At 69.0% G+C, this 13,823-nt stretch carries 12 protein-coding genes; 9 read left to right on the top strand and 3 right to left on the bottom strand.

From position 1 onward, the window contains the following. Positions 1 to 64: 64 nt before the first annotated feature. The 3 genes from GQ674_RS05100 to GQ674_RS05090 all read left to right on the top strand — a co-directional run bounded on the left by GQ674_RS05100 (position 65) and on the right by GQ674_RS05090 (position 4,237). Positions 65 to 457 (top strand): BlaI/MecI/CopY family transcriptional regulator, encoded by a 393-nt coding sequence (locus GQ674_RS05100; protein ID WP_159496226.1) that lies wholly within the window; start codon positions 65 to 67, stop codon positions 455 to 457. Continuing rightward, positions 454 to 1,947 (top strand): M23/M56 family metallopeptidase, encoded by a 1,494-nt coding sequence (locus GQ674_RS05095; RefSeq protein ID WP_159496225.1) that lies wholly within the window; start codon positions 454 to 456, stop codon positions 1,945 to 1,947. The genes GQ674_RS05100 and GQ674_RS05095 overlap by 4 nt, the downstream gene beginning before the upstream one ends. A gap of 112 nt (positions 1,948 to 2,059) precedes the next feature. After that, on the top strand, positions 2,060 to 4,237 hold the full coding sequence (locus GQ674_RS05090) for a TonB-dependent receptor (RefSeq protein ID WP_159496224.1): 2,178 nt from the start codon (positions 2,060 to 2,062) through the stop codon (positions 4,235 to 4,237). A gap of 21 nt (positions 4,238 to 4,258) precedes the next feature. Here GQ674_RS05090 and GQ674_RS05085 read toward each other — a convergent pair whose 3' ends face one another. Together GQ674_RS05085 and GQ674_RS05080 are read right to left on the bottom strand one after the other, a co-directional pair. Further along, the gene (locus GQ674_RS05085; protein ID WP_159496223.1) at positions 4,259 to 5,392 is read right to left on the bottom strand and encodes an acyl-CoA desaturase; all 1,134 of its coding nucleotides are present in this window, start codon (positions 5,390 to 5,392) and stop codon (positions 4,259 to 4,261) included. A 2-nt stretch (positions 5,393 to 5,394) separates the two neighbouring features. Beyond that, entirely contained in the window at positions 5,395 to 6,471 is a 1,077-nt protein-coding gene (locus GQ674_RS05080; RefSeq protein WP_159496222.1) for a ferredoxin reductase, read from the bottom strand. Between the two features lie 92 nt (positions 6,472 to 6,563). Here GQ674_RS05080 and fabR point away from each other — a divergent pair, with 92 nt between their 5' ends. The 5 genes from fabR to GQ674_RS05055 all read left to right on the top strand — a co-directional run bounded on the left by fabR (position 6,564) and on the right by GQ674_RS05055 (position 12,220). Further along, the gene (gene fabR / locus GQ674_RS05075) at positions 6,564 to 7,229 is read left to right on the top strand and encodes an HTH-type transcriptional repressor FabR (RefSeq protein ID WP_159499238.1); all 666 of its coding nucleotides are present in this window, start codon (positions 6,564 to 6,566) and stop codon (positions 7,227 to 7,229) included. Between the two features lie 357 nt (positions 7,230 to 7,586). Next, a complete protein-coding gene (locus tag GQ674_RS05070) occupies positions 7,587 to 8,915 on the top strand; it encodes a TolC family protein (protein WP_236546195.1) in 1,329 nt (442 codons plus the stop codon). Continuing rightward, positions 8,908 to 9,924 carry an efflux RND transporter periplasmic adaptor subunit gene (locus GQ674_RS05065; RefSeq protein ID WP_159496220.1) on the top strand — a complete coding sequence of 339 codons (1,017 nt, stop codon included), beginning with the start codon at positions 8,908 to 8,910 and terminating at the stop codon, positions 9,922 to 9,924. Before GQ674_RS05070 ends, GQ674_RS05065 begins: the two co-directional genes overlap by 8 nt. Beyond that, positions 9,921 to 11,102 carry an ABC transporter permease gene (locus tag GQ674_RS05060; RefSeq protein WP_159496219.1) on the top strand — a complete coding sequence of 394 codons (1,182 nt, stop codon included), beginning with the start codon at positions 9,921 to 9,923 and terminating at the stop codon, positions 11,100 to 11,102. Before GQ674_RS05065 ends, GQ674_RS05060 begins: the two co-directional genes overlap by 4 nt. Further along, positions 11,099 to 12,220, top strand: coding sequence for an ABC transporter permease (locus GQ674_RS05055; RefSeq protein WP_159496218.1), 1,122 nt, complete (start codon positions 11,099 to 11,101; stop codon positions 12,218 to 12,220). The genes GQ674_RS05060 and GQ674_RS05055 overlap by 4 nt, the downstream gene beginning before the upstream one ends. A gap of 134 nt (positions 12,221 to 12,354) precedes the next feature. Here GQ674_RS05055 and GQ674_RS05050 read toward each other — a convergent pair whose 3' ends face one another. Then, positions 12,355 to 12,717 (bottom strand): glycine zipper 2TM domain-containing protein, encoded by a 363-nt coding sequence (locus GQ674_RS05050; protein ID WP_128096016.1) that lies wholly within the window; start codon positions 12,715 to 12,717, stop codon positions 12,355 to 12,357. A gap of 257 nt (positions 12,718 to 12,974) precedes the next feature. Here GQ674_RS05050 and GQ674_RS05045 point away from each other — a divergent pair, with 257 nt between their 5' ends. After that, positions 12,975 to 13,370: a barstar family protein gene (locus GQ674_RS05045; protein ID WP_159496217.1), complete on the top strand. Its 396-nt coding sequence runs from the start codon at positions 12,975 to 12,977 to the stop codon at positions 13,368 to 13,370. Positions 13,371 to 13,823: the final 453 nt, after the last annotated feature.

Below are 13,823 nucleotides of genomic sequence, written 5' to 3'. Positions count from 1 at the left end.
CTCTTGCGGGGCGTGCGACACTTGTCGCACACTTGCGACACCACTCCCTGATGTTGGTGTCGCCATGGCGCGTGTGCCCACCCCTTCGAACGCCGAGCTGGAACTGCTCAAATGCCTCTGGCGCAACAGCGCCTGCAGTGCGCGCGAGCTGCACAACGGCGTTGCCGCAACGCTGGACTGGTCGTACTCGTCCACGCGCAAGACATTGGAGCGCATGGTCGACAAGGGGATGGTCGATGAGAGCGCCGAGCACGGTCTGAACGTGTACCGGGCCAAGGTGGGCAAGGTGGCCACCCTGGCCGTCTTGAGCGCGGACTTCGCCCGCCGCGTGCTGGAAATCGACGGTGGCCTGCCGGTGCAGGCCTTCGCCGACAGCCGCCTGTTGAGCGAAACCGAACTGCAGCAACTGGACGCCCTGCTCCGCGACCCCGACCCCGACCAGGAGCCGCAGCCATGAGCCTGCGGTTGCCGGATCCGGCGCTGGTGCACCTGCTGGGCAGCCTGCTCTGCGCTGGCCTGGCATGGGGCGTAGGCAACGCGTTGCACCGATGGCTGCAGCTTTCCGCGGCCGCGACGCGCTACTGGCTGTGTCTCTGGCTGCTGGCCGTACTACCCCCGTTGCTGGCGATGGCGCTGGCGGTGGCCGCACCGTCGCAGGTCGCCGCGCTGCCCTCGCCGTTGGCGCTCCCCATCGCACTGGACCTGGACGCCGGCAGCCCGGCCATTACGACAGGCATCACAGCGCCCCCCCGGCTGGGCTGGCCAACGCTCGCGCAGGTGCTGTGGGCGGCCTATCTCATCGGTGCCGGCATCGCGCTGCTCCGCCTGCTGCGCGGCACCCTGGCGGTAGCGCGGATCGCACGCGCCGCGCCGTCTGTGCCGCCGGCTGCGTGGCGTGGCGCAGCCAGCCGCGAATACGCTGGCCAGCTTGCCCGGCAGGGCATCCGCATACGCATCACCCAACACGCCGTGAGCCCGTTCGCCGTGCGCTGGCCACGCCCGACCATCGTGCTGCCTGCCACCGCGCTGCAGGTGTTCAGCGACCGCCAACTGCGGCTGGTGCTGGGCCATGAAGCGGCCCACCTTGCCCGTCGCGATCCGCAGCGGGCCGGCGCGATGGCGGTGGTTGAAGCGCTGGTGTGGTTCAACCCGTTCGTGCGCCGCATCACCGCGCGCGTGCAGATGGCCGTCGAACTGCGTTGCGACGCGCTGGCGCTGGGGAGCGACGACACCGCGCGGCGTGACTTTGCCGCCGCCTACCTGCAGGCGTTGCGCATGGCCGGCCATGGCGCAACGCCGGCATCGCCCAGCGCATTGACCCATCGCGACGCCGCCGGCCACCGGTTGCGCATCCAGCACATGCTCGGCGGCGACGCCGGACGCACGCTGCCACTGGCTGCGCGCACCCTGCTCGGCGCCGGTGCACTGGGGATCGGCGCGATGCTGGTGCTGGTCCAGGCAGGTACCGCCGCCACGCCGCTTCCCTTGGGCATCGTGGCCATCGCCGCTTCGCCTGCGCGTGCAACCCCTGACGCGTCGCTACTGGCCGCGGCTACCATGCGTTTTGCCGCCCCGCTGGCGCAATCACGTATCACCGGGCACTACGGCGATGCCGGCGGCATCCGCCAGCGCGCGCACCGCGGCATCGATTTCGGTGCACGCGTCGGTACGTCGGTACTGGCCCCGGCCGACGCCACCGTGGTGGCCGCCACGCCGGATTATCCGGGCGGCGCGCAGTACGGCACCGTGGTAGTGCTGGACCATGGCAATGGCTGGCAGACCCTGTTCGCCCACCTGGACGGCACCGATGTGCAGGTGGGCCAACAGGTGCGTAGCGGGGATCCGATCGCCCGCACCGGTCGCAGCGGCCGGGTGACCGGCCCGCACCTGCACATGGAGATGCTGTTCAACGGCGAACGCATCGACCCGCAGCGTCGCCTGCCATGAGCCGCTGACCCGCTCCATCGCGTTGCTTCCCGTTGCATCTGGTCTTCCTGGTCGCAGGAGGGACAGCTGTTGCCTGACCCACGGCCGCCACGGCCCCTCCTGGATCGCCCGCATGCCCCTGCCCGCCTCCTTCCGTCCGTTCCTGCTGCTTCCGCTGTGCATCGCCCCGGCGGCCTGGGCCCAATCGACCGCGCACGACGACGGCACCGCGCCCCCCACCGAACTGGACACCGTGCAGGTACAGGCGGCGCACTACCAGGCGCGTCGCGATGACACCACCACGCGGATCGTGATCGATGCCGCGCAGTTGCGTCAGTACGGCGATCCGGCCCTGCTGGATGCGCTCAAACGGCTGCCGGGCATCAGCGTCGGCCAGGGTGCGCCCGGCCGCAGCGGCACACTGTCGCTGCGCGGACTGGGCGCCGGCTATACGCAGATCCTGATCAACGGGCAGAAGGCACCGCTGGGGTTCGACCTGGACGCATTGAGCCCGGAGATGGTCGAACGGGTCGAAATCCTGCGCGCGCCCACCGCCGACCAGCGCACCGAAGCAATCGCCGGCACGCTCAACATCGTGCTGGTCGCCGGTGCGCGCAAGGAGGCTGAATCGTTGGCGCTGGCGTGGGGGGTGTCCAACGCGCGCAGCGCACCGTCGCTGACCTGGCAGCGCAGCCGTCGCCAGGCACGGCGCAGCCAGTCGGTGGCTGTCAGCGCGTCGCGCCGGGCGTTCCTGGTGGAGCAGCAGGCCGTGGAAACGGCGTATGCCCCTGAAGGGCAGCCGGAGGTGCTGCGCAGCAGCCGGTTGCGGGCGACGGGTTCTCGCCAGGCGGTGTCGCTTGCGCCCAGCGTGGAGCTCAGCCTCGACAATGGCGACACCCTGACGTTACAGGCGCTGGCCGACGCCAGCCGCTTCCAGCGCAGCACCGACATCGCCTGGGACACCTGGCTGGGGCCGCCGCTGGCGCAGGTCCACTACCGGCAACACACGCGCATCGCGGTGGAACAACTCAGCGGCAGCGCAGGCTGGACTCATCCCTTCGCTGTCGGCGGCAGCGTCACCACGCGGCTTGCCGCAGGGGCCAACCGTGAAGACTACCGCTACCGCGAGCAAGGCGTCGGTACCGATGGCCAGCAGAACCTGGACGACCATACCGACGCGCGCCTGCGCGTGCACAACGTCAACACCACCGGGAAGTACGCGCTGCCCACGCACGGCCGACATACGCTGGAAGTTGGCTGGGAAGGCAGCGTCGACCGTCGCGATGAAGCCCGCCTGCAGCAGTTGCGGCCCATCGCGGGCGATGCCGGCAGCATCAGCGATCTCGCCTTCGATGCGCGCATCCGGCGCATGGCCGTGTATGGGCAGGACGACCTGCAGCTCGGCCCACGCTGGTCGATGTACCTGGGGCTGCGCTGGGAAACCATCGACATCCGCAGTGCCGGCAGTGGCTTTGCCGCCATCCGACAGCGCGACAGCGTGCTGTCGCCGGTGCTGCAGTCCCTGTGGAAGCTGCCGGGTACCCGCGACGATCAGCTGCGCGTGGCGCTGAGCCGCACGTACAAGTCCCCGACGCTGGCCTCGCTGATCCCGCGTCCGTACACCTCGACCAACAACCGGCCCCTGAACCCTGACGAGCAGGGCAACCCGGCATTGCGCCCGGAGCTGGCCACCGGCGTGGATATCGCCTACGAAACCCACGGCAAGGACGGCACCGAACTCAGCCTGGGGGCCTACGCACGGCGCATCCAGGACGTGGTGCGCACCGAAACCACGGCGCAGGACGGGCGCTGGGTCGCGACACCGCGCAACGCAGGCGACGCCACCAGCTGGGGAGTGGAAATGGACGCGCGGGTGGCATTGTCGCGGTTCCTGGCCAACGCACCGGACGTGTCGTTCCGCCTCAATGCCACGCGCAACTGGTCGCGCGTGGCCGATGTGCCCGGACCCGACAACCGCCTGGACGGGCAGCTGCGCTTCACCGGTTCGCTGGGCGCCGACTACCGGATCAACCCGCGTTGGACCACGGGGCTGAACTACAGCTACCGCAGCGGCGGTCCGGTGCGCATCAGCAGCGGACAGATCGACATCGATGCCTACCAGCGCGAGCTGGACCTGTATGCACTGTGGACGCTGGGACCGCGCACCAAGCTCCGGCTCAGCGCCAACAATCTGCTGCGGCAGGACCTGGTGTCCGGCCAGGTCCTGTGGGACGCACAGGGGCGGCAGCAACTGCAGCAGCGCCGATCGGGCGCGCCGCTGTGGCGGCTGCAGTGGGAGCAGCAGCTCTGACCGGTGCTGCGGCGTTCCGGCTCAGCCCTGCTGCGGCAGTGGCTGAGCGTTGACGGCAGCGGCCTTGGCGCGCACCGGGCGGCTCGGGAAGGCATGCCGCACGATGCGCCACATCACCTGGCCAAACTGCTTCGGCAACGAGCCGGTGTTGTAGTGCTGGCCGTAGCGTGCGCAGATCGCCTTCACTTCCACCGCGATGGCCGCGTAGCGGTTGGCCGGAATGTCCGGGAAGAAATGGTGTTCGATCTGGTGGCTGAGGTTGCCCGACATCACGTTCATCAGCTTGCCGCCGGTCAGGTTGGACGAGCCGCGCAGCTGGCGCAGGTACCAGTGGCCACGGCTTTCGTCACGCACGCATTCCTTGGGGAAGGTCTCGGCGTCGGCGGTGAAGTGGCCGCAGAAGATGATCACGTAGGTCCACACGTTGCGGATCAGGTTGGCCACCACGTTGCCCAGCAGCACCGGCAGGAAGAACGGGCCGGCCAGCGCCGGGAACAGCAGGTAGTCCTTGAACATCTGCCTGCCCATCTTGCGGCCCACCGGGCGCGCCTGCGCCAGCAGCTGGCGGAAGGTGATCTTGCCGGCGAACCAGCGGCCCAGGCGCAGGTCCTGGATGGCGATGCCCCATTCGAACAGCAGCGCGAACACCACCGCCACCACCGGCTGGGTGAGGTAGAACGGGCGCCAGCGCTGTTCGGGGAAAATGCGCAGCAGGCCGTAGCCGATGTCGTCGTCCAGCCCGCGCACGTTGGTGTAGGTATGGTGGCGGAAATTGTGGGTCTTGCGCCAGTTGTCGGCGGTGCCGACGATGTCCCACTCGTAGGTGCTGCCCTGCAGCTGCGGGTCGCCCATCCAGTCGTACTGGCCGTGGATGACGTTGTGCGCCAGCTCCATGTTCTCCAGAATCTTGGACAGCGCCAGCAGCACCACGCCGGCGATCCACGCCGGGATCAGCACGCTGTGCACGAAGGCACCGAGGAACAGCAGCGCGCGGCCTGCCACGCCGGTCCAGCGCACGCCGGCCACCACGCGGCGGATGTAGCGCGCGTCGGCGGCCCCCAGTGTCGCCAGCTGGCGCGCACGCAGCGCATCGAGTTCATGGCCGAACGCATCCAGTTCGGTAGGCGACAGCACGCGGTTGTGCACGGAAGACATGCTCAGAGCTCCAGGATCAGGTCGGTGCTGGCGCTGTTGACGCACAGCTTCACTTGCGTGGCCGGTTCATTGGCGTAGTCGCCGGTCAGGGTGTGCCGGGTGACGCCGGACGCCTTGCCGCACACACAGGTATTGCAGATGCCCATGCGGCAGCCGCTGGCCGGGCGCAGGCCTTCGGCCTCCAGCGCCTGCAGCAGCGAGGTGCCGCGCGGCAGGGTCAAGGTGCGGCCGGTGCGGCGCAGTTCCACCTGCACCGTGCCGGTTTCCGCGTCGGGCAGAACCGGCGGGGTGAAGGCTTCGAACTGCAGCCCGGCCACGGCGCCCTGCAGGCGTTCACGGGCGGCATCGACGAAGCCGCCCGGGCCGCACACCAGCACCTGGGCCGCACGGATATCGCCCAGTGCGTCAAACGCGTAGGTATCCACGCGCGGCGCGGCGGCGTGCGGGTCGCGGGTGAGGGCCAGGTGCACGCGCAGGTTCGGATGGCGCGCGGCCAGCGCCGCAAGCTCATCGGCAAAGCACAGTTCCTCGCGGCGGCGGGCCCAGTACACCAGGTCCACCGTGCCGGGCATGCCGGCGGCATCCAGCTGGCGCAGCAGTGCGCGCATCGGGGTGATGCCGCTGCCGGCGGCCAACAGCAGCAGGCGCTGGGCCTGGCGGGTGTCGACGGTCATCGCGCCAAAGGCCTGGCCCAGCTCGAACGCCTCGCCGATGACGGCATGGTGGGCCAGGTGCTGGCTGACCTTGCCGCCCTTGATCGCCTTGACGGTGATCGCCAGGGTGCCATCGGCCAGCCGCGTGGGACTGTAGCTGCGCGACAGCCGGCGACCGTCCACGTCCACCCCGAGGGTGACGTGCTGGCCCGGCTGCAGACCGCGGAAGTGCCGGTTCGGGCGCAGCACCAGGGTCACCGCGTCGGCGCTGGCCTGCTCGCGCGCCACCAGCCGCGCCCGCGCCCGGCGCAGGGTCCACAGCGGGTGCAGGCGACCGGCCCAGAAGTCGAACAACTCCTCGGACACCCAGTGACGGGGCGAAATGGGATTGCGGCGGCGGATCGGGGGGCGGGGATGAGCGCTCATGGAACCACTATACGCACGCGCATACATGCGTGTATACACTTGTATATTGAATGGACGGGCTATGATTCAGGGACTTGACCACCCTGCCCCCGATGACCTCCCCAGACCTGCCCCTGTCCGCTGCCGATGATGCCCATCCGGCGCGCAAAGCCTCGATCTCGCGCGACGACCTGCTGGCCGCGGCGCTGGCCCTGATCGGCCCGCACCGCAGTGTCTCCACGCTTAGCCTGCGCGAGGTGGCCCGCGAGGCCGGGATCGCGCCGAATTCGTTCTATCGCCAGTTCCGCGACATGGACGAACTGACCGTAGCCTTGATCGACCTGGCCGGCCGTTCCCTGCGCACGATCATCGGCGAGGCCCGCCAGCGCGCGGCCTCGTCCGAACGCAGCGTGATCCGGCTGTCGGTAGAAACCTTCTTCGAACAGCTGCGCGCCGACCACAAGCTGCTGCACGTGCTGCTCCGCGAAGGCAGCGCCGGCTCGGACGCATTCAAGCAGGCGGTGGACCGTGAGCTGGGCTACTTCGAAGACGAACTGCGGGTCGACCTGATCCGCCTGGCCGCTGCCGACGGCGGCGCGGTGCTGCACGAACCGGCGCTGGCGTCCAAGGCGATCACCCGGCTGGTGTTCGCCATGGGGGCCACCGCCGTGGACCAGCCACAGGAAAAGGACGCCGAGCTGATCGAGCAGCTGTCGCAGATGCTGCGCATGATCATCACCGGCGCGCGCACCATCGCCGGCAACCCGCCGACGCGTTGAGCGGCGAGCGGCGTACCGACCCACGGTCGGCACCTACCTGGTGTGGATCGAACCACGGCCCGCCCCCCACCCCATCGTGAATGCCCGGTAGGCGACCACCGTTGGTGGTCGCAACATTTCGGTGCCGTGCGCCCCACCCAATCCAGAACGTCCATTCGCATACAAACGGCATCGCCGTGGTCGAACGTGCAGACGCCGCCAGGGCGCGGTGTGAAGACCCGGGCTTCACGCGGCGCGCACCATACTTTACCGAATGCTTTACATACGGAACGCCCATTTGTGAGCCGGCACACGGCGCTTGCGCGCGCAAAGAAAGGACTTCACTGCACGGCCCTGCTCCTGTGCAGCGGCGCGGCCATGGCCCAGTCGCCCATCGGCGAGCCGGCTGCTCCTGCGCTGGACTGGCAGCAGTCGCAGCAGCGCCTGGAACAGGTCTCCGATGCGCTGGCCGCCGCCGATGCCTCGGTGCGCAATAAACAGGACCTGCAGGACGCCACCCGGCTGCTGCGCCTGCCGGAGATCACCGGTGAAGTGCGCCGCCTGCAGTTTCAGAAGACGCTGACTCTGCCATTGGGCTCGCTGGCGCCGGTGGCCGAGGCGTTCGGCATCAACTCGCCGTTGCAGTTCACCGAGCGCGACTGGCGCACCCGTCCGGTCGTCACCGCGGTGCTGCCGCTGTACACCGGCGGTTTGATCCCGGCCGCGCAACAGGCCGCCGCCGGCGCCACCGCGCAGGCCAGCGCCGAACGCGAATCGCAGCGCCAGTCGTTGAGCGTGCAGCTGGCCCAGGCCTACTTCGGGCAGCGCCTGGCCGAGCAGGCCGTCGACGTACGCCGTGACGTGCGTGACGGACTGCAGCGCCACCTCGACGACGCGTTGAAACTGGAACGCGAAGGCTTCGCCACCCGTGCCCAGCGCCTGCAGGCCAACGTGGCCCGCGACAAGGCCGAGCGCGACTACCAGAAGTCGCTCAACGACCTGCAGACCCTGAAGGCCGCGCTGGCCACCCTGCTGCGCAGCGGGGGCGAAGTGCGCCCGCTGTCGCCGTTGTTCGTGCACCGCACGCCGATTGGCGCACTGCCCACGTTCGAACGTGATGCGCAGGCCCGGCAGCCGCAGATCGCACGCCTGCGCGCCCTGGTGGCCCAGGCCGAACAAGGCGTGCGCGTGCAGCAGGCCAAGCTCAAGCCCACCGTGTACCTGTTTGGCCAGTACGACTTCCTGCGCCGTGATGAAATGCTGACCGACCCGGACTGGGCGTTCGGCATCGGGCTGAAGTACACCTTCCTGTCCCCGAGTTCACGCCCGGCGCAGATCAGCGCCGCGCGCGCGCAGCAGGAACAGGCCGAAGCCGGCCTGCGCGAAGCCGAAAACCAGGTCACCCTGGGCGTACGCAAGGCCTGGTACGAACTGGATACCGCGCGCCAGCAGTTCCTGCTGCTGGACAGCAGCATCGAGCAGAACCGCGAAAACCTGCGCCTGCAGGAATTGGCCTTCCGCGAAGGCCAGGCCACCTCGCTGGACGTGATCGATGCGCGGCTGGGGCTGGGCGGTGCGCAGGTGGAACGCGCACAGGCGGCCTACCAGTACGACGTGGCGCTGGCACAACTGCTGGAGATCAGTGGACAGATGGACCGTTATGAAGAATTCCGCCGCCAGGCCGACGAGGTGATCGCGCATGAATGACACTCTGCAGGCGCCAACCGACGCGCCGCCGCCGAACAAGCGCAAGCTCGGTATTGCCCTCGCGCTGGTGCTGGCGATCGTGGTGGTGGTCGGCCTGTGGCTGGCCTGGCGCAGCCCGTCCGAACAGCTGCAGGGGATGGCCGACGCCGACACCGTCAACGTGGCCGCCAAGATCACCGCACGCCTGGCCACGCTGAAGGTGCGCGAAGGCGACCGGGTGCAGGCCGGCCAGGTGCTGTTCGTGCTGGACAGCCCGGAAGTGGCCGCCAAGGAAGAACAGGCGCAGGGCGCGCTGGAGGCGGCGAGCGCCGTGGCCGACAAGGCCGACGAAGGCGCACGCAGTGAGGACATCCGCGCCGCGCAGGCCAACTGGAAACGCGCCGAAGCCGGCGCCACGCTGGCCGACGCCACCTACCAGCGCGTGCAGAACCTGTTCAACGAAGGGGTCATGACCCGGCAGAAGCGCGACGAGGCGCTGGCCCAGGCACGCAGCTCGCGCGAGCTGTCCAACGCCGCCCGCGCGCAGTATGACCAGGCACTGGCGGGTGCGCGCGAGCAGGACAAGCGCGCTGCACAGGGCCAGGTTCGCCAGGCGCGTGGCGCGGTGGCCGAAGTGGATGCCGCGCGCGAGGAAGTCAACGGCCGCGCGCCGCTCGCCGGTGAGATCAACAAGCGCATGGCCGATGTCGGCGAGCTGGTCCCGGCGGGCTACCCGGTGTTCACCCTGGTCGACATCGACCGCATGTGGGTCTCGGTCAACCTGCGCGAATCGCAGATGCGGGGCCTGAAGATCGGCAACCGGCTGCGCGGTCAGGTACCCGCGCTGGATCGCGAGGTCGAGTTCGAGGTGTACTTCATCAACCCGGCCGGCGATTACGCCACCTGGCGCGCCACCCGGCAGTCGTCCGGCTATGACGTGCGCAGCTTCGAGATCCGGCTGCGCCCGGTGGCGCGCGTGGAGGGCTTCCGCCCCGGCATGAGCGTGCTGTTCGCGTGGCCGCAGGGATGAACCGGTCGCGGTGGGCGGGCTTCGGCGCCGCCTTCCAGCGCGAGCTGCAGCACCTGCGCACCGACCGCGCCGACCTGCTGCTGGTGACGCTGTTGCCACTGCTGATGCTGGCGGTGCTGGCCTGGTTGTTCGCCGCGTCGGTGATGCGCGACATTCCCATTGCCATTGTCGATCTGGACCACAGTGCCGAGAGCCGCCTGCTGGCCCGTATGCTGGACGCAAGCCCGGGCATCGCCGTGGCCAGCCAACCGGCCAGCCTGGCCGATGCGCAGGCGCAGCTGCGGCGGCTGGATGTGTTTGCCGTGGTGCTGGTCCCGCGCGATGCCACCCGCCAGGCGCTGCGTGGCAGCCAGGGCACCGTATTCGCCTACTACAACGCCACCTACCTCACCACCGGGCAGTCGGCGGTACGCGATATCGTCGAAGCGGTCGGCGCCTGGAATGCGCGCCTGCTGAGCGGCGGCATCGGCAAACAGGTCGGCCTGGCCAAACTGCGCGCACCGCCCATCGCGGTGCAGTCGGACATCCTGTACAACCCGGCGCGCAGCTACGAACTGTTCCTGCTGCCGCTGCTGTTTCCGGCGGTGTTGTCGCTGGGCCTGGCGCTGGCCGTGGCCGCCAGCCTGGGGCGCGAGGTGCGCGACGGACAGCTGCGCACCTGGCTTGGCGCTGCGCCCTGGGCGGCCATCGCCGGCAAGATCTGCCCCTATGTGGCGCTGTTCTCGGTATATGGCGCGCTTGGCGTGCTGTACCTGGCGCTGCTGCGCGGCGACGGCGTCGCCGGCAGCCTGGGGTTGCTGATGCTGGGCCAGCCGCTGTTCTACCTGGCCTGCGCGGCGGTGGCGCTGCTGTTCGTGGGCCTCACCCGCGACATGGGCACCGCGCTGTCGGCGATCGGCTTGAGCATCGGCACCGCGCTGGCATTCTCCGGGGCCACCTTCCCCGTGGTGGATGCACCGCTGTTCACCCGCGTCTGGAACCTGCTGCTGCCGCTCACCGCCTACGTCAAGCTGCAGACCCAGCAGCAGTTCGTCGGCGCGCCATGGACGGTCTCGCTGTGGCCCTTGGCCACGCTGCTGCTGATGGTACTGGTGGCCGGCGGTGTCGGCGGCTGGCGCCTTATCGTCGCAGCGCGCACCCTGCCCACCCCGGCAGCATCCAACGGAGCGGCCGCATGAGCCGCTTCACCACCAGCCTGCGCCAGACACTGCGCGCGGTGCTGACCGACCGCTATGCGGTGGTGCTGATGATCGGCGCGGTGGTGCTGTACTCGTTCTTCTACCCGGCGGCGTATCGCCACCAGGTGGCCAGCAACCTGCCCATCGTGGTGGTCGACCACGACCAGAGCGCTACCAGCCGCGAACTGCTGCGGCGTGTGGACGCGCTGCGCACCGTGCGCATCGTGGCCCAGCCCGCCACCCTCGACCAGGCCCGCCACGCGCTCGAGCGCGGCGAGGCCGAAGGCATCCTGCTGATTCCCGCGCAACTGGAGCGCGATATCCTGCGCGGCGGCGCCGGCCATCTGGTGCTGATGGGCAACGGCGCCTACCTCGGCCGCGCCAGCTGGGTACTCGGCGGCGTGGCCGATGCACTGACCGCGTTCGCGCGCGAAACAGCGGTTTCGCAGGCCGCCTTCATGGGCGCCCCGCAGCCACCGCCGATCACCCTGGTGCAGCGCCCGCTGTTCAATACGCTGGAAGGCTACGGCAGCGCCATCGTGCCCGGGGTGGCCGAACTCATCGTGCACCAGACGCTGTTGATGGGCATTGGCGTCCTGCTGGGGACGCGGCGTCTGGCACTCGGTCGACGCCTGCGCTTCGACCTGCCCACCCTGGCGGGCATGGCGCTTGGATTCGGCATCATCGGCCTGCTGGGCCTGCTCTACTACGCCGGCTTCACCGCGTGGGTGCAGGACTATCCGCGCGGCGGGAATCCGCTCGGGCAAGTGCTCGGCGGTACGTTGTTCATTGCCGCCACGGTGGCGTTCGGCCTGTTCGTCGGCAGCTTCTTCGCCACCCGCGAACGCGCCTTCCAGGTGGTCATCGCCTGCTCGATCCCGCTGTTCTTCCTGGCCAACCTGTCCTGGCCGGCAGTCACCTCGCCGCCAGCGCTGGTCGCCCTGGCGCACCTGCTGCCCACCACCACCGGCATCAACCTGATGGTGCGCCTGAACCAGATGGATGCCCGCCTGGGCGAGGTCAGCCACGAGTTGTGGACGCTGGCCGCGTTGCTGGTGCTCTACGGTGCGCTTGCCGTGTGGCGGTTGGGCGCGCGCGGGCGCACGCCCCTGGCGTAAACCCTGCGGCAACGGAGGTTTAGCCAGGTGAGATGCGGTGCTCGCGTTGGCTCATGTGCGTTGCAACCGGACCCGATACGAAAATGCCGGCCCCGCAGGGCCGGCATCATGTCATCGCTCCCTGCAGCGCAGGATCAGCGGTACTGGCGCTCGCAGCGGCGCTCGACCACGCGGTCACCGTTCTTCTGCTGGCTGCGCCCCTGGATGTTGCGACCCGCAGCGCCACCCGCGACCGCACCGGCCACGGTCGCCAGCTTCTTGCCGTTGCCACCGCCCACCTGGTTACCCAGCAGGCCGCCTACCACCGCACCGGTAGCGGTACCGGCAATACGATTGGGGTCCTTCGCGTTGCGCTGCACTTCCACGTTCTTGCAGACGACCTTGCTGCCGTCGTTGAAGCGGCGGCCTTCATCCTTCGGGCCATACGTCTGCGCGGCGGCGCCGAACGAGGCGGCAATCAGGGCGCCCATGCACATCACACGTTGAATCGTCTTCATGTTCGTCTCCTCATTCGCAGGACATGGACCGAGCCTGCGCCCGTTGGCTGCAACCGACAGTGAAAACATGTCGAGGCCACGTCAATGCCGGGATTGTGTTCAGGCGGCGGACACCTGAGGGCACGGTGGCGCGGCGTCGACGCAGGCGTCTCCCTCCGCCCCGTATCATCCCGCGTGGTCCTTTCAATGCTGCCGTGGGGAACGTCCCTGTTCCGCCCTGGCAAACCAACTTCCGCTGGCAACCGGTGCAAAGTGCGATGACAACCACCACGCTGCTGCTCGAGGGGAGCGCCATCGATGACATCGCCAGCTTCTACGCCGAGATCAACCGCGTGTTCATGGCGGGCGAAGACTGGCAGCTCGGGGCCAGCCTGGATGCGCTGGATGACCTGCTGTATGGCGGCTATGGCGCACTGGCCGGGCACGCGGCGGTCAGCGTGCACTGGAGGGACATCGCGCACAGCCGTATGGCACTCGGCGCGGCAGCAACACGCGCCTGGCTGCAGGACAAACGCGCCCGGCCCGGCACTTTCAACCTGCAGATCCTCGATGCCCAGCTCGACGCACTGGCGCGCGGCGTCGGCCAGACCTACTTCGACATCGTGATGGACATCTTCGCCGCGCATCCCAACGTGCGGCTGACCACGGACTGATCGGCAGCGCCGCTGTTCCGGGTGCCCACGCTGTTCTGCACAGGGGCAGTCCGCCCGCGCTTCGCCCTCCCCGCCCCCTCCCCTACAATGGTCGTTCTGGTGGCCTTCCGGCCCGCCCCCGACGTTGATGGACCCCGCGTGACCGAAAAGCAGCCCGAACACACCCCCCTGATGAAGCATTAAGCACGTAGGCTTCCCAAGACCTTGTTTCTTCTCTAGATTGCGCAAACAGGCAGGCCCGTTTCTAAGCCGGCGCTACACCACCGCTACATCAGGCGACGGGCTCTACGTTCGACAGCGCGACCCTGACCAAGTCGTTCCTTCGCGAGAGTCCCCGCCAGTCCCCCGTTGCTAGCTCTTGCTGCGGAGCCTGTTGGATGCCCCTGGCTTCATCCGGAGCCTTCCAGTCACTCAAAGCGCATTCCCCTTGCCCGGCCTATCGGCCTCGCTTAG

Source organism: Stenotrophomonas sp. 364, from assembly GCF_009832905.1.
GTDB classification, from domain to species: Bacteria; Pseudomonadota; Gammaproteobacteria; order Xanthomonadales; family Xanthomonadaceae; genus Stenotrophomonas; species Stenotrophomonas maltophilia_AP.
Note: the sequence above shows the minus strand (reverse complement) of the source record. Positions and strands in the feature narration are given on the sequence as shown.